We start from the raw sequence: 25142 nt of genomic DNA, 5'->3' as shown, positions 1-25142 counted from the left end.
CCACGAGGTGCGAGTCACAGTGGAACTCACCACAGGTCGAACACCCCACACCACAGAGTACACAGGTAGTCTCACCGCACATCGTGCATTCGGATCTGTGATACGAACACGAGTCGCTCCCACAGGAGGTACACGTACTGGAACACTGTGCACACTCGAAGGCACCGCAACTACCGCACGAGTCGTATCCGTAGCCGTTCGAACAGTTGCCACAGAGTGTTGTTTCGCAGGTCACACAGGTTTCGAGACAGTCAGCACAGACGACGTGGCCGTCGTCACACAGCTGTGGACGCTCACTTTTCGAAAACGTGACTCCGCACTCCGTACACTCGACGGGGTCGAACTCGCCTTTTGCGGGGGTGTATCCAATATCCAGCACCCCGCCCCGGACCCCGTCGTCTAGTTCGATTCGAAGGGAACCACTGTCGTACTCGAGATACGTGAACCCTGCAAGTGAGACGTCGACCTGCACGTCGTGTTCATCACGGACGTTCACGATTCGCTTGCGTTCTTCTTGCCTGAGCTCAGCTTTGCGGTCTTCGACGCTTTGTTTGATTTCTTCGAGCTCTTCTTTCGCCGAAGTGTAGTTCTGGTAATACCGCTTTCTGGTGCTGTCTTTCCGAGCACGTTGACGCTTGTCTTCCCACTCTCTGATCTCCTCTTTTTTGTCTTCGATTCGCTGGTCGAGTTCACCTCTACGTTGTTTGTAGAGTCGACGTATCTCCTTGGCACGCTCAGAGACGTCCGAATCTGCTTCGGCAACGAGTTCCTGTGTTGTGTCTTGGATCCGTTCTTCTACGGTTTCGAGAGCCACGTCATACGCAGAAAACAGCGTCTCTGTGTCGACATCGGCATCTGCTCGGGCGGGCGTCTGGCCGAGGAACGAGTTCCAGTGTGACAGGTACCGGTCTTCGATAGCCGGCAGGCGTTTTCCTGTGTGGGGGTCGACGACGACTGTCTCGAGAGTCAGTTGCTGGAAGGAACTCTTACTCTCGAACTCCGCAGCGACGTGGAATACAAGTGCTGTCTTCGTCTGATCGCGGACGAACGACTTCGTCGTGACGTCGAGGTCGCACACTTCCAGCACCGGTGGGACTTGCAGCTGTACAGATTCCGCACTGAACCGCACACTGCCGATGGTTTCTCCTCTTTCTGCTGCCTGGACGAGGGTGTTGAAAAATGGTGTTCCTGGTGCCGCGAGTACGTCACCTTCGCCGATCTGTCGCTCGGCAGGGTCGAAGACGAGTGTGGCCCGCGTATCGAATTGGCCGTCAACCAACTCTGGGGGCAGATGGACATCCCAGCGCGACGGATCGTCCCTGTTGACGGTCCCTCCTCTGGACGTGATCACAGCCTCGGTGAACCGCTTGACGTTGAGGACGTTGAGGACGCGGGTGTCCTTCGAGTCCTGGGCGTCGGTACTCACGCTGTCCCTCCAGTGAACTCGAAGGTTCCGAACACGTCTTTGTTGAAGTCTGCCATCTTTTCGGCAGCCTCTTTGTTCTTCTTGAGGTCGACTGCCATCTCTTCGAAGTTGTTTTCGAGTTCGACTTCGTCGTCTGCAGTTCGCAATCGATCGAATACCTCTCGCTCGAAGTCTGAACCCGATTTCTCCATCCGTGAGAGAACGTCTCGCAGCCCGCCAATAGATTGGTTGAATAGGTCGATCTTCCCGTAGAGCTTGTCGAGGACGTGTTCTTCGACAGTTCCCTCGAGAGCGAGGTTGAACACGTAGACGTCCTTGTTTTGGCCGATGCGGTCCACACGTCCGATTCGCTGTTCGACCTTCATCGGGTTCCAGGGCAGATCGTAGTTCACGAGGACGTTACAGAACTGCATATTTTGCCCCTCACTGATCGAGTCAGTGGCGACCATTACTCCGCCTTCTTCTTCGAATTTGTCGATTGTTCGTTGTTTCCCCTTACTTGAGACGTCTCCATTGACCACGTGGACTGGGTGACCACGCCCAGAGATGTAGTCTGCAATCGCGTCTTGCGTGGGTCTAAACTGTGTGAACACGACTGCACGGGTTGTGTTCAGATTCTCTTCGAGACCCTCGACGACATTCGCGAGCTTCTTCTGTTTCGTCGTCTGACCGAGTCCATCTATCAGCGTCTCGATCTCGTAGAGTTGTTCGCGCTCTGCTGGGGCGGACCTCTCAGGGTCGTTCAGCCACTTTTCGATCGTCCCAAGAACGGCATAGGGACTGCTCACAGCTTCTTTCTGTAGCATAAGCATGACGAGGTGCTTCGCCCCCTCGCTCGTGTAATTTTGACGGACGTAGTCCGTTACTGCATCGTACACGTCGCGTTCGTCGCGTGTGGGCTCGAACGTATTTGTCTGCACTCGTCGGTTCGTGAAGTCGATGTCCGTCTCTTCACGCCGGTTGCGAATCATGACTCGGTTCAGGCGACGTTGAAGCTCTGAACCGTTTTTGACCTGGGCGTCACCGTTCTTGGGAACGAATTTTCGGCGGAACTCTTCTCTACTACCGAGGAGACCCGGTCGAATGAGACGGACAATATTGTACAGGTCCGTGATGTCGTTCTGGATTGGTGTTGCTGTCGCAAAATACGCGTGTCCGTAGTCCAGCTCTTCGATGAGCTCGTACCGCTTGGTGTCTTCGTTCTTTATATAATGTGCTTCGTCGAGGACGAGCACGTCCCAGCGCCGTTCGAGGACATCGTCAATGTGACTCTTCGTCTTCGCCGTATCGATGCTCGAGACGACCTTGTCGTGGTCGTCGAACCCCCCAAATTCCTCGTCGTAGTTGCACACGAAGTCCAGATCAAATTTAGAATCAAGTTCCTCCTGCCACTGCGGAGCAAGTTGAGCAGGCGTCAGAATGAGAAATGTCTTGTGCGTCTCCCTGAAGTCCATCTCTTTCAACGCCATGCCAACCTCGATTGTCTTCCCTAACCCCACTTCGTCTGCAAAGAGCGCACCCCCACCCATTTGAAAAAGTGCCCGATGCGCTGCATCCAACTGGTGGTCGAGGAGCTTGATCTTGTCCTCGATCTCCTTGAGAGACAGCAGTTCCTGCTGTCCCTGTGCGGCTGCAAATCGCTGTGCTTCGACATTTGTCAAATGCGTTGGGAGTCCCCCGATCTCTGTGACGTCGGTCTCACCGAGTCGCTTGAGTATCTCGGGTCGCCGGTCCACATCCATCACTACGTCGGGTGAAGTGCCCAAATTCCCCTTACCCATGGTGTCTTTGCGATACTCTCTCAGTCAGTAGAATAAAACCTTCGTAAATACGGAATTTCTATTTCAGGTTCATTTCCATGTGGATATATATGTCCGACTGACCGAAGACATAGTAACGCGATACTATCAATGACGAGCCACACTCTCTCTCCCGGTGACGAATGGCCAGAATACTATCGAGGATTCCGACTCCACACGAACCCAGATGGAGATGTCTGGTGGCAGGTCTACCAGGGTACCGACCGTTTGTACCTTGACCCAACGCCCGAATCCCTCGTTGAAGACCTCCTGAAGATCAAACGTCTTGGGGGCCGTGTCAGAGTCACGGAATCGGGGGATGTCCTTACTCAGGAAGAAGACGGGGATTCGTACAAGACCACGTGGGTAGGTACCCTCGAGCTTCAGGGTGAACTGGTGCCAAAAGACGCAGAGACGTTTGCGTTCGATGTGTCACCATCTGGTCTCTCCATGGGCGACCTCTGGCCAAGTGTGTACGATGGCTCGAAATTCTCTCTCGGTGCCGGTGGTGAACGAGTCTGGTGGCAAAACCCAGAAACAGGGAAACGTCATCCAGTCGAGACAGATATTTCTGGAGATATTCTCGCTGCACTCCAGTCGTACAAACCAAATGGCGGGTCGTTCCGTGTGACGCCTTCAAACGAAGTTATCACACTGGTCAATGCCCATCCTGCACCCGAGCAAGTTCGAAGTCAGTTCGGGGACCTCCCCCGAGTCGTTAGAAACGTGATCAAGCTCCGAAAAGAGCGTGGCGTCGAGATGCTTCCCGTCTACATCGGGGAGATCGAAGAGACACCACTCGAGGTTAGTGAGCCACCATCGCTGACAGACTCGCTTTCTGTCGACGAACGTGAGGAACTCGAATCGTGGGCAGCATCTCTTGGTACTACAACAAAAACGGACTCCAAGGGCCACACCGTATACTCCGACGATCCTGAAGACTGGTAGCCCATGAGTCGCCGCTTTCCGACCCCATTATTCGGTGTGGACGACGATACGAACCGGCGCTGTCGAGTCTTCGTCTCGATAGCCGCCACGGAGCCGATAGGCAAGAGCTCGTTCGTCACACGCGCACAGGAGCGGTTATTGAAACCTGAGGGTGGGCAATACTCTGAACAGTACCTCAAGCGGATCGTGAGCACGTACGTTCAGTTAGGCGTACTCAGACAGGTCGACGGAGACATCTCGGTTTGGTCGTTCGCCAATCGGTGGTTAGACGGCGACATCGATTACGAGACTTTCCTGTGGTATGCGATTAAACAGAGTTGGGCCATCGAGGGGAACTTTCCAGAGGGAATCGAGGGACTCCACGCACTCAATCGCATCCTACTCAACGCAGATACGCCCCTCTCACGGGGAGCACTCCGCTCACGGTTAGAAAACGACCACGATTACGAGTTCAACGAACAGGGCATCCGTGGGTATCCAGTACTGCTGTGTGAACTTGGTGCTGCACGAAAGACAGACGATGGCTACGTTGTGGGTGATCTCGCAGAACGGTTTGACGACCGTTTCAGAGATGCCGACATTTTCTGGCAGTTCGAACGATGGCTCGCACGAGAGGGCTCCGGCGTCGACCCGCCAGATGACAGAATAAAACGCGAGTTGGCGAAGTACTACGTGTACCGAGAGTCCGGAGGACTTGGGAAGCACCGACAGATGTTCGATACCTTCCGAGAGGACTACCTCGACGACGGTGTCTTAACGAACGACCCGACCCGGCCTCGAATGCGACGCGACGAGAAGTACGTCGCCCAAGAGCGCCGCCGACGCGAACTCCGGAAAAAAGTGAAGTCCCGTTTCGAGTCGGTCGATGGAAACGATCTCTCCGGGCTCACTGCTTCAGTCTTGGAACGATTAGTGAATGCGACAGACGAGGAAGAGGTACGCGCGATCCTCGACGGGACCGGGTCGGGGCTCTCGCGGGACATGATCGAGCAAAAGTCTCCAGAAGGACGCAAACACTACCGCTTCCCAGACAAATTCTCACTCTACGAGTGGCAAGAAGAGGCGGCAGACCAGTGGTTCCGAGATGGGACCACCCCATCACACTCTGGCATCGCGAGTGTCGTCACCGGTGCAGGGAAAACGGTCATGGCATTGGAGATCATCAAGCGGTGGCTAGACGAGAACCCAGATGGAGTCGTCACCGTACTTGTCCCAACGAACGTCCTCATGCGGCAGTGGCTCGACGAACTCATCGAGAAACTCAACGTCCCACCAAGTGACGTCGGATGGCTTGGCGGTGGGCACAAAGACGACTTCGCTGATGACCGCCGAGTTCTCGTCGGTATCGTGAACTCAGTCGTCAAAGACGACTACCTCGAGAGCTCACTTTCTCGAGTCGACAACCCACCACACCTCCTCGTCGCGGACGAGTGTCACAGATACACCGGTAACGTGTTCTCGTCTGTCTTCGATTACCCCCGAACTGCTCAACTGGGTCTGTCTGCGACACCGCTCTCGTCCCGAGACCCAGAGGAGTGGACGGCGTCCGATTCGTTGCTCGTCTCCGAACTGGGCGACGTCTACTATGACTTGACGTACGACGAAGCCATCTCACGCAATCTCATCCCCGAATTCCGTGTGAACTACATCGGATTCGACCTCACACCTGCAGAGCGTGGGGCATACGACCGATTATCGAGAAAGGTCTCGGACGCAGTCAACGATATCGAGCTTCGGTACCAGAATCGACTCTACGAGCTCGATGGCAACTTCGCCCAAAAACTTCGGACGATACAGAACTCTACCGAAGGTGCAACCCCTGCAATCGCCGATTACTTCAGGTACACCCAGGAACGTCGAGACCTCATCGCCGACGCAGTGGCGAGACAGGCGATTACGCTCCACCTTCTTCAGAACACCATCGAACACGAGAAGAAAGCAATCGTCTTCCAAGAGAGAATTCAGCAGTTAGAGCGGATGGTCGCACCGAGTGAAGGGCGTGGGCGAAACGTCAGAACCGGCCGGATCTCGGGGCCGGAAACTGGTCGCGCCGAACTGTACGAACAGTATCCACAACTGAAACAGGTCGACAAAGGACTAGAGGAACTCTTTCTGTCCAGCGATTACCGTCCTGTGATGTACCACTCGGGGCATCGAAACCCGCTCTGGAACGACCTCGCTATCGACTGGTTCGGTGACGACGGGTTCGCGAACGTCATGCTCAGTGTGAAAGCACTCGTCGAGGGAGTGGACGTGCCGAGTGCAGACGTCGGAATCGTCCGTGTTTCTTCGGGGAGTGTTCGACAGCGTATCCAAACACTCGGTCGTGTACTCCGTACCGGAGAGTCTGCGGGACGTTCAGAACTTCACGTCCTCTATGCGCGTGATACTGTCGACGAGAACATCTTCTACGAGCACGACTGGGAAGAGGACCTCGCGAGTGCAGAGGTGACTCATCAGACGTGGGTGCCCGGTGACGAAACGTTGGCGGGTGAACTTCGCGAAGCGTCGATTGACGAACTCCCAGAAGCACGTGAATCCCGGCCGGTGCCAAGCGAAGATGGACTCGAGGTGGGCGAACCATATCCTGGTCCACGTGACGGATACCAGTTCAGTGTCGACCACGAAGGGTCTCCGTTCGAAAAGGCTAGTGATGGACGGAAATCCATCACGACGGACTCAGTTCGGCAGGTTGCCGAGTTCGTCTATGAACTCAAAGGGGGCGGTGCTGTGACAGTCAACGAAGCAAACCACGCGATCGCGTACGAAGATGGCAATCCAATCTTCGCAGGTGTCGTCGACGACCCGAACTCGTGGGACTATGACGAAAAGGAGGGAGGCAGCTTGATCGATGACCCGCCTGAAAGTTTCGAAGACCTGTACTGAGATCTCTATCCTTCGAAACGCTAGCTGAGTAAAAATTATCTCGACTTACTCATCTCTCCGACGATGTTGTTCAACCGCGTCGTCACCTCACCCTGAATGTCGTCGAGACTTTCCTCGATGCCGTTTGCACTCTTCCTGATGCTGCTACACTTCCGTTTCACGTTCGTGAACTTGCTGACCGAGTCTTCGATCTCTTCGACCTGTGTCCTCACGAACTCGGGATCGACGTCGTCACCAGCATCGAGGTGAGACTGGACGGCTCGCATTTCTGCCCAATTGAACCCGATATTGAAGAGCCGGGAGTCGACATCGTCGTCTTCGTCGGCGCTCAGTGCGACAGAGAGGAATTCACCATCGAACTCCCGGAAGTATCCCACCTTGTTTGGAACGTAGCTTTCGCACTCGCTCACAAAAATACCGTAATCTGCATCCCGGTTCTCGATGGCTTCTCGCATCTCTTCTTTGATGCGTGGTTGCGTGTAGTTTTGTTCACTCTTGGCCTCAACGACGATCCGCTGATTGGTCGGGCCGAGAGTCACAACGAAGTCACCGACCTTGCTCTCAGCGAGTTCCCCGATGACCTCACCAGTTCGGTCGAACGAGTGGCTGGATCCGTACACGAGGTCAGTCAGGAACTGAGCGACAGTATCTTCGAAGACGTGGCCCTTCTCGGTCGTTCGTTGTCGAACCTCTTCTCTCCCTTCTTCGACTTGGAGTTGCTTCGAAAGTTCGCGTATCTCCCCACGAAGTGCTTCACGAAGCCGGTTCGTCGGTGTTCCCTCCCTATCTGGGTCGAGTGCGTCCTGAATTCGCTCGCCATCTTCTCCGAGCTCTTCGTCGAGTCGTCTCGCGAAGAGCCCTTCCTCACCGAAGACGTCGTCGAGTTCTCGATTGAGCCTGCCTTCGGGACCGAGGTGCCGGTCGAGAATCGAAGAGACTTCTCCGTCGTCACCAAACCGGCGGTCGAGTTCCTCTCTGACGTCATCGATCTCGGCTTCGAAGTCCGAACGCATCTGCTCGAACTCGTGTTTTACGTGCTCGACCTCCTTCGATGTTTCTGCGAGCGAGAGTGTCGCAGTGCCAATTCGCAATGCCTGATGGAAGGCCTCCTCGCGATTCGTAGCGTCGTGTTCTGCGAGGTACGCGACTAGCTCGTGATCTTCGATGGTGAGGTCGTCGAGCCGAACGGTTCCATCCTGTTCATCGAGGTGTATTTTTGATGTCATGGTTGTTGGAGAATCGGCGTATCCGTGGCTAGTTCTCTTCGTTACTGAGTGCCCAGAGGGTCGCCGCGTCGGCGAAGTCCCCACGGGTATCGAAGCCGTGCTTGTCGTTGGCGACCGCCGCTTCGATCAGCCGCTCGTCGACCTGATGGTCGGAAATGGATACTTCGGTCCCAGCAGTGGTACCGAGGAGGTCTGTGAGCGCTGTCCGAACGAATGACGACAATGAGTCGTGCCCGTCGTCTCCGACGACGCGTTCGAGGGCCTGCGTTAGCCGAGTACCTGCCGTCACGTCGAATTCAAGACTCCCAACCGTCCCTTCTGGTGGTTCCCCTGCCCGAAGCAATGCTTCGAGGTACGCCTGAATGGATTCGGTGACGAAGGATTCGATGGAACCCGCACCAACCTCACGTTCGACCAGTGCGAGGAGAAGCGGGTCGACTTCGAGACTGAATTGTGCAGATTCAGCGCCGTGTATCCGTTCGTCAGAATTCTTCTCGTCGACTGTGTCGGTTGTCACTCGTGTGTCCTCCGTGGGGATTGTGTCGTCATCGCGAGCCGTGGTGGGTTTTTCAACTTCTGAATCCTCGGCCTCGGCCTCGGTGGCCGACGCCGTATCGCTCTCTGTGGCCTGGCTCTTCTGGTCGTGATCTTCGGGGTCGGAGTCCTCTTGATTCGTCTCCGTGCCGGAACTCTGTGCGGCCTCTTGGGCGCTAAGTCCATTCCACGCTCGCGCCGAGACGAGACCCTTCGGTGTGATGGAATCGTTCGAAAGCGTATCCTGTTGTTCGACGTCTGCACCGACGGTCTTGAACAGTTTTTGTTCGGAGCGATTCGTCTGATCGGGTGTCTCTGATTCGTCAGTCATTTGCTTGGATGTCGTATTCTGTGTCGGCTTGTGGTCGTCTCTGTGACCAAGGTGTAATCGATCGCGAAGCTGCTCGATATCGATACCTTCCTCTTCGAGGTCGATCGTCTCGGACCGGTCGAGCGACACGAGCGGGAGATCACCGATCTCCTGTCCGGCCAGAAACCCGAGATCCATCGGACGGTCGGGAACTCGAGCAAACCGAGATCGCATCAGGGGTGGAGTCAGCCATCGACCCTCCTCGAAGAGAGTCAGTTTCTCGTCAGAATCGTAGGACCAGACGCATGGTTTCCAGTCGTTGTATCGACCTCCTGCACCACCGTGTTCGTGGATAGTTACGACTTCGACAGGGTCGATTTCGTCGACGACACTGTCGAGAACGTCTCTCGAAGGATGTGCAGTGGCGGCAAAGTCGAACGTCGCACACGGTCCACCACCGGATATTGGGGACTTCCCAGACGAGACAAACTGGACGAGGCACGCGTTCGGGTCGTCCGAGAGTGCGTCGTAGAGTCGCCCTGAGCTCCCCTCAGTTGGGACGTCTGGCCCAGCAATGGTGATAGCACCACTATCGAGGCATTCAGTCGTGTGTTCGAACTCTGGGATGGTGTGAACATCATCGAACTCGTATTCGAGGTCCTCGTAGAGCTTCGCCGCTTGTCCGGCGATACGTATCGGAACGTCGAGGTCTAATTCGGTTGACGCACTGGCGAGGAGTGTCGCAAGGTGTACAGCATCGAGTCCCCCGGCGGTGACGAGTACGCTTGCACCACCGTGTGCCCGTTCCAACGCCGTTGCGATTCCAGCGGTCAACTCGTCGCTAGACGACTCTGCCGTCGCGACTGTGAGGAATAGCGCTTCTACGTCTGGAGCGACATCAGGGTCGAATCCGGGGTACCCCCCTGCAGACTCACTGGTGAAGTCACCGGTGAAGAGGATGTCGTGGGTCCCATCGTCGTCACGGAACCGGATCACGAAACCAACAGCACCTGGTGCGTGGCCCGAAGGAACTGGATGAACGCGGACTCCTGGTGCGACGTCTGTCCACGTATCGACTGGGTTCACGGCCTCACAGACACGACTTGTATCGGTCACGAACCCACGGTCTGCAGCGGACGTGAGTACCGTCTCGAGTATCTCGGCTGTCGACGGAGACGCAAGTATTGGGACGTCGCCGCGAACCACGTTCTCGAGTGACTGGTAATGGTCGGCGTGGGCGTGTGTGAGACAGACCGCGGCGAGCGAATCGTTCGGGCGGAGATATGGGCCGAGTTCTACCCCTTCTCCCGCGTCGACGAGTATACACGATGCCTGTTCTCGGTTTTCGTATTCGAACCGGAGGAGAACCGATTCGTTACCGGCCTCGACGTTGACGTGGTGGTACGAGACACTGGAGACAGCGTGTTCGGTGACGACATCGGCATCGTCTACGAGGTCGGCACTCATTGCCGCTGCCTCTCCTCTTCGGCGTGTTCGAGTAGACTGTCGAGAACCTCGACTTCGCGAGCGAGTGTCTCGTCGTCGATTTCTGCGGACTCGGAGACGATGTGTACGCGAAGGTCGCGGAAGACCGCGGCGTAGGAGTCGGAGATTCGTATCGGTAACGAGCCACGTTCGTGTTCGTTCTGAGTCCTTCGTGCACCGACCCAGTCGTCGACCATCCCTGTTTGGTCAGTGGCCGACGCAGACCGTGCCCACGACGCCCACTCACGGAGGACCCGTCCGTATCGACTCAAGACCACGGCCTTTCGGATTCCGGAGCCGTCGAAGTGTTTCCCGCTCGGGACGTCGACGGCGACACGAGTCCCCCGTGTGATACCGTCACCTTCGTCCCACGAGAGGTCGAGTTCGACGCTTGTGTCCTCGATATTGGTTCGGTGCAACCGTACCAGAATGATACCTCCGCGAGATTCACCATCGCTCGTCGGCGAAGGGAAGAGTGTGGTGACGTCCAGCACCCTGCCGTCCTCGATATCCGCGTTCGGAACACCGTAGACTCCGTCGACTTCGTAGCCCTCGGTGTCGACCGACAACGAGAGGTCGAAGACGAGCGGGGAGACCATGTAGTCGAACTCTTCTCCCAGTCGACGCTCGAACTCTGTAGCCGAGTGAACGAAGTAATGATTCGCTCCGCGGACTGCAGAGAGGTCACTTGCCAACTCGGCGTTTTCGTCGAGCCCCATGCCGACGAACGTGGTGTGTATTCTCTCACTCGCTGCATCGGCAACTAGGTCGACGAGTTGGTTCGACCGCGTCGTACCCGTATTGGGCATCGCATCGGTCATGAAGACGATACGCTGCTCCCGTTCAGGTTGCATCTCTGCGAACATCTGACGGGCCGCGTCGAACCCCTCGCCCATGTTCGTTCCACCACCCGCACGAACGTCGCGAATGTGGCCTCGAATGGCGTCCATGTCGGTCGATTGGACGTCTCGAAGCGGTTTCGCGACGTGGGCACGACTGTCGAATAGCACGACGCCTAGCTGGTCGCCGGGAGCGAGTTGCTTCGTGAGGGCACACAGCGACGCCGCTGCGGCCTCCATCTTGGTGTCGTTACTTTTCTCGTCGTCTCCGACTTCTCGGCGAGTCCCTGTAGAGTCGTAGTAGTACTCGTCGAATGGTGACGACATCGAACCGGAGGTGTCGAGGACAGCGACGACGTCGAGGGGTGGCCGTTCGAACTCAGAAGAACTGAGCGACGAATCGAGTCCCACCGAGAGGTACACCTCTCGTTCCCCAGTCACTGGGTTCCGTGCAGAGGCACGTTCGAAGGTCGGTGTGAACAGAGCATCTTCCGTGTGCTCGGATTCAGTTGTGGGGAACCGGTAGTCGTAGAACAACCCTTCGTACGCGAGGGCGTCAGGTTGGGGAACGTAGCCCTCGTGGATGTTCTCACGGAAGTTCGTGGCGTCACGAGAACCACCGACTGCGAGTCCGAGTGACTTGCTGGCTGGTGCAGCACACGCATCCATCTCCAGCATGAGTTCGCCACCGTGTTCTCGTGTGAGGTCGTAGTCTGAAACGTCGGACCCACAGTCGACGCACACATACCGACCGCTCGGAATCGGTCTGCTCTGTCGTTCCCTCGGTATCCAATCGTCGGTCTTCTCGTTCGAATCCCGAGCGGCTCGGTGAATCTCGTCACACACGACGAAGTGGTCGCCAACGTTCAGTGAGGTGACTGCGGTCTCGAGGCCTTCCGTGTCGTCGACTACACCCCGCTGTCGGAGGACGCCGCCACAGTCCAGACACGAGGACTCGTGGCGCGGCAAGGCAGTTGGTGACGTTGCTATCTTCCCTGAGATGGTGTACTGGGACCCCGTCACGAGGTCAAACCGCTCTTCGGAGTCACAGGGAGTGAGCACCACGTCGACGAGCGTGTCCTCGTCGATTCGAATCGAGATCCGGCATGCAACTACGCCGGCTTTCCGTGTTGTGTGCTGTGTCACGAACTCGCCAGTGAGAGTGACCCTCGTTCCCTCCGAGATCTGTTCGCCCGCCACCGCCTCGTCCCACGTGTATTCCCCTTCAGCTGTGACATCCAAATTTTCCGACTTCCGATTGTCCCTAATCCCCATATTGCACTTGTCAATTGTTTATCCAAGAATATAAATCTGTCTACAACTACAATAGAATGTGCCTAAATTTTCTTTTGGCGTTTGAAGGAGTCTGAAGTGGAGCCCCCGTGACTGAACGACAATAACCGCCATACGCGTGAGATCTACAGCAGAAAAGGCCGCTAGAAGTCGTCGTTCTTAGGCGAGTAACAGGAACAGCCAGTACGGGAGATAACAAACCTTCGTACCGCTGTGCTCGACGACCAGCGAGGATGACTGTTCCACCTCCCGGGGTAGTGCATCAGTCACGACAAATCGATACGGTGCCTCGTAGCTTAACTCTCGAAGCTCCTCTCCAGAATCGTCGAAGTGAGCTCCTGTCGACGGGTCGAACTCGAGGGCGGTCGATAGGGTACCGTCAGCGAATGGTTGATACGAGAGAACGAACGGGAGCACGAGACCGTCACCGTGGAGGACGTAGTCTACTGTTCCACTCCCTGTCTCAGCGTACTCGACCGATAACCGTTGGTCACTCTCTCCGGGGAGTGACCATGCGAGTCGCTTCGCGTGGTCGAATCCGACCGTCCGGGCGAGAGCGTGTTCGAATTCGGCGTTCAGCACGCCAGCATCTGTGTACGTTTCGAACCCGTGATGCTCTCTACGCTGGGAGAGGAGCACAACGTGTCGGGGGTCGCGGAGATACAGTCGAGTCCGGCGATATCGCTGCAGTGCGAAGTCGTGTGACTGGCCGACAGCCAACCCACCTTCGAGGATTGAGAGGTACGAATCGACAGTCCGTCTATCGACACCGAGTTGCTCGCTCAGCGTCGTATATTTGAGTTCTTCTCCGGCTTTACTCGCAGCGAGCGAACCCAACCGATGGAGGTTCTCGGGGCGTTGGACACTGTGGTACCGCGCGAGTTCCTTGTAGAGATACAAGAGGAAATGCGACTTGACGAGGTCGTTTCGAACAGTATCTCCCTCCACTGAGTGGAACGACCCTCCTCGTCGAAGATACGCCCTCGCAGCCTCGTGAAGGGTATCGTGGTCGACGGTGTCGAGTTCGTCGAAAAATAGCGTCGAGAGTGCATCCACCATCCCTGCAATGTTCCGACTGCTCAGTTCCTCCTTGCGCGCGCGATGAATGAGTCCATCGACCTGATGATGTTCAAGCGTCTCTGCCAACTTCCGTGCGTGCTCGTCGTCGAAGTCGACGATGTGACCCTGTTTGACCGCGTCGATGAACTTCGTAGGTAACATGGGGAACGACCCAGTCACTTGGTCGACCGTGTCTTTCCACGAGGCCGTGTCGACGTCGACTTGTGGGCTGACGATACCGGTGATGAAGAGGTAGGTTCTGTCGTCGACGAGTTCCTGCAGTCGATCTGGACCGTCGTCTTCACCAAAAGAGAGCGCCCCGATATCGTCTAAGATGACGAACTTTGTTCCACGTCGTGGGGCGACGTGGGAGTCGAAGTAATCGACAACACTCTGGAGTCGGTTGAATGCGACCTCTGGTGGTTCGAGGTGGTAAAGCGACTCCTCCAGAGGAATGTAGAGGATTTGCCGAGGTGCGACAGACCCAACCAGTGAGCGCTCGCGGTCTCCAGGCGCGTAGGAAACGGCATCGTTGTCCATGAGCGCCGCAATGAGTTGTCGGAGCATCGTGGATTTTCCAATTCCTGTCTGCCCATACATTGCGTGGACGAGACTGCCAACACCATCGTCGTGTGTCTCGAGACTGTCGAGTAACCGATGAAGATCTGATCGTTCTTTCCACTCTGAGACGGATCGGAGCTCCTCGAGTCCACCAGTGCCGCTCCACCACGGATTGTGGTACTCGGCATCGGCGATGAAGTCTTCCGCCGTCGTCGAGGAATCAATCATAGTCACACTCCAGCGTGCAACGATAATAAGTATTGCACAATCTCATGCTTCTAATCGTGTTTTTGCGGTATTTGGACACAACAATCCTCGTCGAATAGTAGAACTGAGAGTGTATCCCGGTTCGACAACGGCGGGTATTCTCGGGGGTTACTCCCACGAGACGTCCAGTCGCGCTTCTATGACTGACCTGATTCGTTCATTGAGCGACGTCCGCAGCACCGAGAGTGAATCCGAACCTTCACCGGTAGTGAACGATCTCTCGGAGACGGCATCGAGTTCGCTGAAATACAACTGTGTCTTCACGGGACGGTCGGGGTCGAACTCGTGCGTCATGAGAGCGTACGCTTCGAGTTGGGGGCCGTACTGGGTTGCCCTCTTCTCGACTGATCGTTCGGTCACACGTCCCGTCTTGTAGTCGACGATGGTCAGGTCCTCGTCGACGACGAGACAATCGATGAGTCCCGAGATAGTTCCGTGAGCCAGTTCCACTGACGCTGGGAACTCTCGGTAGACCGACCCGTCTTCTCCCGAGACGTCGTCGACGTGGGCGATACAACGTTGTGCGTGGCGTGCCACGCGTTCCCTGTCTTCTGCTGTGATCTCGTGGTCGTACTCCTGTGTACGGAGTGCGTCGTCGATTATTTCGTCCCACCGCTCTTCTGGAAGGCGGAGTTCTGCGATCCGGTGGACTGCCTCCCCAAACGGCATCCCTGAGAGAGTATCACGGGTCGATTCGTCGTCGAACTCATCCCGTTCCCGCCATTCTTCGGACTCCTCGGCCTCCGCCTCGTCGTCCGGCCGCCGGTAGTAAACCGTCTGGTCTCGTTCGTCGTAGGCCAACTCCCCGTTAGGATTCTCTTTGAGTATGTCTGCTACCTGAAACGGCGACAGGCGGTAGGTGAGTGGTTTCTCTGGTGGAGTTTCGACGTCGGGTGCGGTGGGTGCATCGGCTACTGCGTCTGTTCTTTCAGCAACGTTCAGCGGTGGGCGAGGGAGTGAAGCACGGAACGTTGGAGGCTCCTGTTCACTGTCGAGGGGGTCGCGTGCCAGCTGGCCTTCGAACGTACCTTCAGTGCCAAGTGTCGCGAGGAGGTCGGCGTGACCGAGAAGCGGTTGCTGAACGAAGTCACGCCAACTCTTCGGGTCCTCGGGGTCTGCCTCGTTCAACTTCCCATCAGAACCTCCGTGAGTACCGGCGAGGACGAGGTGGTCTCGTGCGCGTGTACACGCAACGTACAAGGTCCGCTTCTCCTCTGCAACGAGTCGCTGTCGCCGCAGTCGTCGGATCCCTTGTTTCGCTACCGTGTCGATGCTGTTGAAGGGGTCCTCCGGGTCGGGAACCGACAAGCCGAGTGCGGGTCTGTCGTCAATTCGTTCGAACTCGGTCCCACCAGCGACGGGTGCTGAGGTGTTGAAGGCGTCACTGATTCCGGGGACGACGACGATTGGGTACTCTTCACCTTTTGCCGCGTGGACCGTGAGGACACTTACCCCATCTGCGCCGTCAGGAATCGACGCTTCGGGGTCGTGTATCGATAGCTCTTGACGCTCTTCGAGGCGCTCGACGATTTCCCCGACGCTCTGTGCACTTCCGACACCATCTCTGAGTAACTCACGGAACCGTTCGACGTTCGCTGCCGCTTGACTGGGTCGGTTGTCTGCAGAGATCGACGAGAGGTATCCTGTCGCATCGAGTGCAGCGTCGAGTGCTTCAGTCCACGAGTCAACCTGCGGACCAGCAGCGTCGTCGGTCGAACCGACCAAGTGGCGAAGGTCTTCGATGAGTTCGCGCGCCTTCGCGAACTCGCCTGTCGTGACGCCTTCGAGGGACTGCCAGATATCGCCGCCGACAGACCCGGGTGCGAGTTCGTCGTCTGTGAACCCGAACATCGGAGAGCGAAGTAATCCATACAACGCGATATCGTCTTCAGGGTCGGCGAGGACCCGAAAGAGGTTGAGAAGTGTCCGAACTTCTGGGGTGTCGAAGTACCCCTCGCCGTTGACGACAGTGTAGGGAATACCCGTCTCGTCGAACGCCCGTTTGAACGCGCCAAGGTGGGTTCGTTTGCGGATGATGACCGCCACGTCGTCGTAGCTCGCCAGTCTATCGTGCGGTGGATCTACTCCATCCTCCGGATCCGGATCGTACACCTTCGTCTCACCTTCCACGAGGTGTGTGATCCGCGAGGCAACCGCCCTTGCCTCGTTCCACCGTCGCTCGTCTCCACCATCCTCTCGGAATGGGTGTTCCTCCGGTAAGAGGTCGACAGCGAGTTCGTCGTCTGGGACGAGGAGATACTCGACGACTGGGTCGACGTCTCCGTCGTGGTCTCGATTGGGGGCGAGAGCCTGTGGTTCTGCTTCGAAGTCGGCGTCGGGACCACGTTGGAACACCTCCTCGAAGAGGGCGTTCGTAAATCGAAGGACAGGATCGAGCGATCGGAAGTTGTCCTGAAGCTCGTACCGGCCTTCGGTAGCGGTCTCGTCGGTGTGATTAGCCTCGGTGAGATTTCGGCGTGCCGCTTCGAAAACAGAGACGTCTGCGTTTCTGAACCGGTAGATGGACTGCTTTTCGTCACCGACGACGAAGACGTTCCGACCACCATACGGAGTCTCGTCTGCGAGGCTCGTGAGCGACTGAACGATGTCCCACTGACTGGGGTCTGTATCTTGAACTTCGTCGATCATGACGTAGTCGAACTGTTCTCCCAGCGAGATACGAACGTCCTCGACGCCAGCCTCTTTGTCGAGAAGCCTGCTCGTTCGTTCGACTAACCCCGCGTAGTCGGTTGCATTCCGTTCTCGAAGTCGTGAACGGTACTCTTGTGCGACCTCGTTCAGCAACCGGGCGAGGGCGAAGACGTACTGCGCTGTCTCACGGTCGACGCTCGTATCGATGTCGGCCTCGGTGAGTTCCGGAACACCGAGCGACCGCAGAATCGACTCCACGAGTTCTCCGACACGCTCCTGTCCCACGTCGTCGCCGTTCCAATCTCCGTTCGTCGGTGTGTAGTTTGCTCGAAGGCCACCGCTAGACGTGGTGAGAGTATCGCAGACCTCGAGCACGCGTTCGTACGCTTCGTTGTCTGCAACCCCCTCAAGTTCGTCGAACAGGTCGCGGAGTGTAACTGCATATCTCGTTCGCTTTCCACTTGGTGACGACGAGAGGTTATCGAGCAGTTCTCGAAGTTCTGTAACGTCTGCTCGAAGATCTTCGTCGTCGAGTCGAGAGACGAGTTCGTTGACCGGGAACGGATGAAGCACGCGTTCGACGTACTCAACGTACTCATCAGTCGTTCGCTCAGGCGCACTCCAGTACGACGCCCACTGTTCAGATAAGGGACGCTTCCCCAGTAGGTCGAGCAGTGCCTCACGAAGCGTGTACTCGGAGAAAGCAGGTAGTGCTTGTTCGACAGCTGGCGGCCGATCCGAGAGGATGTCGTCGACAACGTCACTCCGTAGACGCGTCGCCTCCACGTCGTCGAGGGTGTCGAATCCCGGGTCGAGACCATCAACTGCAGTCGCGTGTTCAGAGAGAACGCGCTGACAGAACGCGTGGAGCGTGTGGATATACGCGTCTTCGAGTCCGATGAGAACGTCCCGCCATCGTTCGTAGTCAGTTGCTGAATCCGCTTCCGCGAGTCGAGTGAGGACTCGTTCCCGAACTTTCGCAGTGAGTTCACGCGCTGCACGCCGCGTGAACGTCGTCACGAGGATATTCTCGGGAAGGAGCTCTTCGTTCTGTTCGAGGAGTTCGAGATACCGAAACGACAACGTCGTCGTCTTTCCAGTCCCCGCACCCGCGGTCAGTGGGTAGTTCTCGTCGATAGTCTGTACCGCCTGCTTCTGTTGGTCTGTAAGTTCGTCTCGTTCCATCGTTACTCGTCACGCTCCACAGTCGGTTCCCACTCGACACCGCGCGCCATCGGTGGAACGTAGGCGTCCCGTTCCGCCGATTCGAGATTCGCTACGAGGTCGCGCCGTCTGTGGTGCCGGACGTCGCAGGCGTCTCGGAACGCACACGACGAACATCCAGCGGCGTCTTCTTTGTTGGGTGTCGGATGAAAGACACCAGACTCGATACCGTCGACGATCTGTGAGAGTCGGTCGGGAACGGCCTCATCAAGCAACTCGCGGAACCCATCTCCCGTCTCGATCGCCGGTGTTCGCCCACGGACAGTCGGTGTCCCCCCGTGTCCATACCATGCAGCAACGTCGTCGAAGGTCACCTGTCCCGCGTTGGATGATACGTCGCCCGGCTTCCGGAGACGGTAGTACGTCCCGCCAACTACTTCGACGTCTTCCGTTTGTTCGAGTAGCTTCGCGTACACGGGGAGTTGGAATTTGATGCCATCAAGTGTGTCTCGTTCCGACGGCGTTTTCCCGGTCTTGTAGTCCCTGATGACGGCGAGGCCACCACCACTCCGGTCCTGTCGGTCGAGATACCCGAACATATCGACGGAACCCACTGAGCCAGACAAGCGCTGTTCGAATTGGTACGGTGCAACCGTGACTGGACCATCTCGAAGATCGTCATCTGGGTCGACGTGGAACCGGACCTCTTCGTCGAGGAACCGCACAAAGATGCCAGATGCTTCCGCCTCTATTCCGGGGAGCGTGTAGTACGGGTTCGAGCTATCGGTTCCCAGTCCTGCGAGGTGCCGATACCGCCACTCTTCGTCGAGCGCTTCCCGTTCTGTCTCGTCTGCTGCACGAAGCCTGGATAGTGCAACTTCAAGAAGTTCACCTTCGAGCTCGGACCGAGAGAACGAGCCCAGCGGTACTGGACGTCCCTCCTGTTCAGCGAGGCGCTCGTAAAACGCCTCAAGTATATCGTGGACAACCGTCCCCCGGGCCATCGGAACAGTCGTCTCGTCGTCGTCGTCCAGTTCGAGAACTCGCCTGGCGTAGTACTTGAACGGACATGCTGCATAGTCCTCAGCTGCAGTGGGTGAGAGTGGCTTGGGTTCGAGGGAGAGGACTGTTGCCGTCGCTTCGGAAAGCCACCCATTACGATCGTCGAGTTGTGCTCGGTCGCGGGAGGACGCAGTCCGAACACCGTTCTGACTGGAAGGCGATTGTGGCCGAGCGAGTGTGTCGTTCGCACCGGGTGCCATTTCGAATACTCCACCGGACTCTGCAGTCTCGATCGCGTCCGCAACAGCGAGTTTGCCACCCGATACACCGACGAGACTAAACGCTCGGTGAAGGTCTCCTCGGGAACCCACAACATCTCGGTGTGGGACAGTCGAGTCGAACAGGTTCTCGAACTCGTCTCTGACTGTCGCCTTCGTGTCAGTCACACGCCGAAGCTCCGCGAGAATGGATGCGTCGACGTATTTCGTGCCATCGAGTTGTTTCGATGGGCGTGAGAACACGATCGAAGCCGACGAACCGAGTAACCCAGCGATGCGGTACTCGGCACGGCGAGCGTGGTCTGCCTCCTCGAAATCTTCGTGCGCATCTGTCACGCGCTGATACAGTGCTAACCGACCGTTTCCACCTGGGAAGTGAGAAGCGGTGAGGCCAACGACGAAGACGTAGTCATAGGCTCTCGCTCCGACCGAACCCGCGTCGATGATATCGACGCGGTCGTCCCATCCCCGAGGTGTGTCCGTCACAGATGCCCCAGACAGTGCGTGTCGTGCACGTTCGAGCACGCCGCCACGGTCGGCAGCGGTTCGGTCGACTGCATCGAGGACACGCCGAACACCACTTCGGACGACGCGTTGCGACCCGGTCGTCTCCCGGTTCTCGACGGTCTCGTCGATGCCGAGGTCCAAGATGAACGCTCTAAATTCAGCAAGTGGTGCGTCCGAAGTCTGAATTGTGGACGCCTGCACCCGAACGTCTGAAACAAACTGCTCTACTTCGTCACTGGACTGCGAAATCCCGTCGTCGAAGTCGTCGGATTCGACGGCTTCGGTAATCACATCGTGGACTTCTCGACGTGACTGCCCAGACGGCCACCACTCGCCGAATGTAACGACTGGATTGTCGACGAGCTTCGCGAGTGCGTCGGGGTCGTCGTCCATTACGAGATCGAGTGCCGCGATGAGTGCTGTTCCAGTCGCGGTCTCGTCGACATCGTACTGCTTGTTCGCAGCGTAGCGAATCCGGCGACTCTCGAACTCGGCGGCGAGTGCCGGTACGTACGCCTGTGACGAGATCGGAACGACGGCGATATCGTCGAGGTCGACACCTTCTCCAACGAGTTGCTGGACCTGCCGACCAACGAAACGGACCTCGGCTTCGAGAGACGACGGGACCACGAAGTCAGCAGTAAGTTCGGTGTTGTCGATAGTCGGCCCCTCACGGCGGAAGAGCGATGCTGCGAGCTTTGCGTTCTCACGTGGAAGGTCAGATCGTGAGGGGATATGTTGTGCTTCGAACTCGAGGTCGTCGTTGAAGAACGACCAAGCACGGTCGGCAGCGACGTCGACACCCACTGGTTCGTCAGTGTCGGTGAGCCGGACGACCGTTCCAGCCGTCGGCCACGTGTCTGCAACCGTCGCGACGACCCGCTCAGCGAGTACCGAGAACCGGTCGAATCCGGCGACAATGACGGCGTCGACGTGTTCGAAGATCGAAGATGGGTCGATGCTTTCGACGTGCTGGTACCGCTCAGCCTGGAGAACGGTACCAGAGCCGTCTTCAATGTCGTCTCGTCCACCGTAGAATTCCGCTGCGACACGACCGAGTTCGTCGGCGAGGTTCGGGAGACCTTCGCCACGGAGTCGCTGTTGCAACGTGTCGACGTCGAGTACACCAGCGAATTCGAGTAAGCTGAAGAGGTCTTCCAATTCACCAGTCAAGCCTGTCGACGGAAGTCCGTCTCTGTCGCTGTGGAGTGGTGACTCCTCGGGAAGCGATTCGATCGCTCGTTCCATCAAGCGTTGTCGGGTCGGTTGGTCGATTCGTGTCGACGGGCCACCGATCGCTGTCCGGTCGTAGCAGCGATCGACGAAGTCGTCCAGACTCATCGCGACGAGCTCAGCGGGTCTGCCGACTTCCTGCCACTGTGTCTCTACGACCGTCTCTCTGTGGGGCTGGTTCGTGAGGTACAGGATACTCTCGGGGAGCCCGGACGAGTGCGTGTGTGCCCACTGAAACGCTGCGTCGTCGAGGGCTTCTGCATCGGGGCCGTGGAACAACACGGACTGGGAAGCTTGCTGAGTCACTTCGTTCGTCACCACTTCTGAAGCTCCTGTTCGAGTGCACTCTTCAGCGCAGCCTCGAGGTCGATGTCGTTTTTTCTTGCCAGCGCAGCAAAGTCTGCTGAAACCTCGGTGCTCACCGTTTCTGTCTCCCCCGGTTCGATGTCGAGTGCGGACCGTATCGCAGTCTCGACGAGTACGTCGGGTTCGGTGAACGGGCTGGTCTCATTCTCACAACTCGCCTGTACGAACGAGAGGATGTCATCTGAAAGCTCGACCGGTGTCGTCTGCTCACCAATTTCGACGTCACCGGCGAAGGCCGGCAGTTCTCCACTGAGCGAGCCGACGATAAGGTCGCGAGTCCACGACTCTATCGTCTGGTCTATGGACGATTTCGTCTCGGCGTCGAGACGGCCACGCGCAACTTCGACCAACGTTGTCGACACTCGAACCACGTTCGGTGCGCCTCCATCGTCAGTAGCCTCAGTCGGATCATAAACCCGATCAACCGCGAGGCGCCGCCCATCTGGGAGTGGGAGTTCGTAGAGCTCGCCATCTTCGCGAGCGAAGAACAGTGGGTCATCTTCTGAGTAGTCCGTGCCGATGGCAGCAGCGATCCCTTCGTCGACCATCGCTGCAGTCGATTTCGGTGGTGCGGGCCACTCTGCACGGTATTTTGGCAGCGACCCTTTCTCACCGTCTTCACCGTTCACAATCGCCTTGATGCGACGGTACTCGTCGAGTGCCTCTTCGAGATGTTCGTGGAACTCGGACCCACTATACTCCGAGGGCAGGTACACGACGTACGAACCATTCTCACGATGGAACTCGTAATCGATTCCCAGCAGGTGCTCTGCGACCCCCTTCGCGGCACGGTACCTGTCGAGTGCAAGTCGATATTGTTCGTACTTCTCGTTCCGTGTTGGGAAGAGGCCCTCACTCTGTGGTACCTCCTCCTCCTCACCTTCACTTCCGGAGGTGGATGATCCAGTATCGTCGTCAGAAGTCTTAGGTGGCCAGTGACGAGCAACGACCGGCTCAATCTGTTCTCCGTCGCTGGACTCGTCCGCCTGGACTGCAGCACGAAGTTCTCTGAGAGCGTCGGCAGCGGCGTCAGTATCGACGAGTTCCCCTATGTGGCTGTCGGGTCGGGTGGAGAGCGTCTCTTCGCCTGCAACTTCTAGGGCAGAGACAGTCACCCCAACGTTTTCAGTTGCAATGGAGAACCCTGGCGCCTCTTTGAACGTCTCTCCAAGTGCAGAGAACTCGGCCGCTCGGCGGAGAAGTTGTTGACCGTCCTCGTGTGGATCGATTGCGTGTTCGTGGACTGCAGTCGGAACGACGTGGTAGAATCGAGCTTCCTTGTCGCCCTTTGGGTTCCGAAGAACCCGACCGATCCGCTGAACGAGGGAAGCGTTCACACCACCGCTGGCGACGTTGACTGCGACTTCAGCATCGGGCATGTTCACACCCGTTCCCAGTAATTTGCCAGATCCGAGGAGGACGCCGCCAGTTGCGTCTTTGAATCGGCCGATTTTCTCGGCGCGGTCGTCGTCGCCACTTTCGAGAGCGATGACGCTGTCGTCGGAGAACCCTTCGTTCTCGACAAGGCGCGTCCGAAGCCGAGATGCGTCATCGTAGTTCTGGACGAGAACCACGGTTTTCTGCGCTGGTGCGTGTCGCTTGATGAGGTCGACGATTGCGTCGTCTTGTGGTGAGAGGTTCCAGCGAACCGGCCGACGTGTGAACAACGCAGTCGCGAGAAGGTCGAACTCTTCTGACTGCTCACGGAGGTTGTTACCGGCGTTTGACTGTGCGAAGGACTGCAAGTCTGCATACGATCCGACCTGTGTTGGGAGGTCGCCAGGGTCGACACCCAAGTTCTCTGCATCCAGTTCCCCAGTAAGCGAGTCGAGGTTTTTCCGGATTATTTGTGTCTGCTCTGCGAGTTTCGTTTCGTCTTCCTCGGTCGCTGCAGCGTAGTGAACTTCCCAACTAAAGTCCGCGATGACACCGTGGCTACGCGCCATCGGAATGGTAAACCGATAACATCTATCGAGATGGTTTTCGAGGGCGTTCTCCGCGGCGTCGTCACCTTTCCACCCACCGTCCACGGATCCTGACATCGCCAAGATTGCGTCACTCCCATCGACTAGTTCCTCGAAGACGTCACCCCAACCTCGTTCGTCACCTCGTTTCCGTCGTGAATACTGGTGTGCCTCGTCCAAGATGACGAGGTCGTGTCCACGGAGTGATGGGGTGGTGAGGAGAGACTGTGCAGTCCTGAACTCGATGGTCCCCCATCCAAGTTCGATGTCTTTCCCACCGTCTCCATCCACGGGGACGGTCCTGTCTTTCGGGATATCGAGGTGTTCGTCTAACTCTTCGCGCCACTGTGACAGTAGGAGGTTGTTCCCGGCGACAACCAGAATTCGTGGGTCAGACCCCCCTGTTTCGTAATCCTCTGCGATGGGAGCATCGACTGGATGGAGAGCACCGTATCTAGCAGCGATCGTCGCGAGACCGAGAACCGTCTTCCCCGTAGCCGTCGCCATGTTCACGTAGCCCTTCTGGTCACTCTCGAACCACTTGCGGAGGGCCTGTTTCTGATGCTTCCACAGCGGGGTTGTCATCCTGGCTTCGTCTAGCCGAGCGAGCAGCCCACTTGTCGTAGTCGATCGATCCGAAACAGTCCCTATGAGAGCGTCGGCGTACGCTTCGACGCTTGGATCAGAGAACAGTTTCATCACGAGGTCGGACGCGGAACTCGAATCACGGAGTTGCCGGAGTCCAGCACCGTCGTTCGCGTCGACGCGAACACTATCTTCGATAGCCTCGGTAGCTGCCTTTTCGACGAGAGCTTCCACCGCCCTGTCGACGTCCATCTGACCATCTCCGTGCTCTGAGAGCTCCTTTCGGAACTTGTTGAGGTGGAAGGCCAATTTCCCGACGGCTTCGGAATCGTATCGTCTCAGGGATCGGTCGAGGTCAGAACCGGAGCCACCGAGATTTCTGAGTCCGTCGACGTAGAACCTCCCGGTTGCCTCCGAGAAGTTTACTTGATCGATGACTCCCCCGATATCACCTGTGCCCGCTCCCCCACCAATTGCGACACCATAGAGGAGGTCTGTCGCTGCGCGGTCGATCTGTGCAGGCCACTGAGTTTCACTCAGCCCACGACCATCAAGTCGTGATTCTCGGAATACTTCGTCGACCTGTTTGCTGTTGTTGCCGAACTGCTTCTCGAACGGATCAAATCCCATCTATGTGCCCCAACTGTCTCTTGGATAGGACGAACTTCGAGTCGGATCAACCGGAACGCCCCAAGCCGGTTCGTTTGTTTGTGTGCTCGACAGGCGTACTGACAGATACATAAATCACCTATACAGTC

At 57.2% G+C, this 25142-nt stretch carries 11 protein-coding genes; 3 read left to right on the top strand and 8 right to left on the bottom strand.

What is annotated here, in order from left to right; all coding sequences use genetic code 11:
* The first annotated feature begins 475 nt into the window (after positions 1-475).
* Entirely contained in the window at positions 476-898 is a 423-nt protein-coding gene (locus NDI65_RS19935; protein WP_275880855.1) for a hypothetical protein, read from the top strand.
* A 524-nt stretch (positions 899-1422) separates the two neighbouring features.
* On the opposite strand, the gene NDI65_RS19930 is transcribed toward NDI65_RS19935, so the two are convergent.
* Positions 1423-3168: an SNF2-related protein gene (locus tag NDI65_RS19930; RefSeq protein ID WP_310894156.1), complete on the bottom strand. Its 1746-nt coding sequence runs from the start codon at positions 3166-3168 to the stop codon at positions 1423-1425.
* 168 nt (positions 3169-3336) lie between these two features.
* Here NDI65_RS19930 and NDI65_RS19925 point away from each other — a divergent pair, with 168 nt between their 5' ends.
* Entirely contained in the window at positions 3337-4173 is an 837-nt protein-coding gene (locus NDI65_RS19925; protein WP_310894155.1) for a hypothetical protein, read from the top strand.
* A 36-nt stretch (positions 4174-4209) separates the two neighbouring features.
* Positions 4210-7059, top strand: a complete 2850-nt coding sequence (locus NDI65_RS19920) for a DEAD/DEAH box helicase family protein (RefSeq protein ID WP_310894154.1) — start codon at positions 4210-4212, stop codon at positions 7057-7059.
* A 35-nt stretch (positions 7060-7094) separates the two neighbouring features.
* Here NDI65_RS19920 and NDI65_RS19915 read toward each other — a convergent pair whose 3' ends face one another.
* The 7 genes from NDI65_RS19915 to NDI65_RS19885 form a co-directional block, all read right to left on the bottom strand.
* Positions 7095-8285, bottom strand: coding sequence for a hypothetical protein (locus NDI65_RS19915; protein ID WP_310894153.1), 1191 nt, complete (start codon positions 8283-8285; stop codon positions 7095-7097).
* A gap of 28 nt (positions 8286-8313) precedes the next feature.
* A complete protein-coding gene (locus tag NDI65_RS19910; protein ID WP_310894152.1) occupies positions 8314-10596 on the bottom strand; it encodes an MBL fold metallo-hydrolase in 2283 nt (760 codons plus the stop codon).
* Positions 10593-12728 (bottom strand): VWA domain-containing protein, encoded by a 2136-nt coding sequence (locus NDI65_RS19905; protein ID WP_310894151.1) that lies wholly within the window; start codon positions 12726-12728, stop codon positions 10593-10595. Before NDI65_RS19905 ends, NDI65_RS19910 begins: the two co-directional genes overlap by 4 nt.
* A 177-nt stretch (positions 12729-12905) precedes the next feature.
* Positions 12906-14594, bottom strand: coding sequence for an AAA family ATPase (locus NDI65_RS19900; RefSeq protein ID WP_310894150.1), 1689 nt, complete (start codon positions 14592-14594; stop codon positions 12906-12908).
* Between the two features lie 147 nt (positions 14595-14741).
* Positions 14742-18470 carry a UvrD-helicase domain-containing protein gene (locus NDI65_RS19895; protein WP_310894149.1) on the bottom strand — a complete coding sequence of 1243 codons (3729 nt, stop codon included), beginning with the start codon at positions 18468-18470 and terminating at the stop codon, positions 14742-14744.
* 2 nt (positions 18471-18472) lie between these two features.
* Positions 18473-21787 carry a PD-(D/E)XK nuclease family protein gene (locus tag NDI65_RS19890; protein WP_310894148.1) on the bottom strand — a complete coding sequence of 1105 codons (3315 nt, stop codon included), beginning with the start codon at positions 21785-21787 and terminating at the stop codon, positions 18473-18475.
* Positions 21784-25014: a DEAD/DEAH box helicase family protein gene (locus NDI65_RS19885; RefSeq protein ID WP_310894147.1), complete on the bottom strand. Its 3231-nt coding sequence runs from the start codon at positions 25012-25014 to the stop codon at positions 21784-21786. Before NDI65_RS19885 ends, NDI65_RS19890 begins: the two co-directional genes overlap by 4 nt.
* Positions 25015-25142 lie beyond the last annotated feature (128 nt).

Source organism: Haloferax sp. S2CR25 (genome assembly GCF_031624535.1).
In the GTDB taxonomy this organism is placed as follows: Archaea; Halobacteriota; Halobacteria; order Halobacteriales; family Haloferacaceae; genus Haloferax; species Haloferax massiliensis.
This window is presented reverse-complemented; position numbering and strand designations above follow the sequence as displayed.

Excerpts from the sequence above, each read along its gene's own strand:
- NDI65_RS19930 (WP_310894156.1), bottom strand. The coding sequence starts at position 3,168 with ATGGATGTGGACCGGCGACCCGAGATACTCAAGCGACTCGGTGAGACC.
- NDI65_RS19925 (WP_310894155.1), top strand. The coding sequence starts at position 3,337 with ATGACGAGCCACACTCTCTCTCCCGGTGACGAATGGCCAGAATACTAT.
- NDI65_RS19915 (WP_310894153.1), bottom strand. The coding sequence starts at position 8,285 with ATGACATCAAAAATACACCTCGATGAACAGGATGGAACCGTTCGGCTC.
- NDI65_RS19910 (WP_310894152.1), bottom strand. The coding sequence starts at position 10,596 with ATGAGTGCCGACCTCGTAGACGATGCCGATGTCGTCACCGAACACGCT.
- NDI65_RS19905 (WP_310894151.1), bottom strand. The coding sequence starts at position 12,728 with ATGGGGATTAGGGACAATCGGAAGTCGGAAAATTTGGATGTCACAGCT.
- NDI65_RS19900 (WP_310894150.1), bottom strand. The coding sequence starts at position 14,594 with ATGATTGATTCCTCGACGACGGCGGAAGACTTCATCGCCGATGCCGAG.
- NDI65_RS19895 (WP_310894149.1), bottom strand. The coding sequence starts at position 18,470 with ATGGAACGAGACGAACTTACAGACCAACAGAAGCAGGCGGTACAGACT.
- NDI65_RS19885 (WP_310894147.1), bottom strand. The coding sequence starts at position 25,014 with ATGGGATTTGATCCGTTCGAGAAGCAGTTCGGCAACAACAGCAAACAG.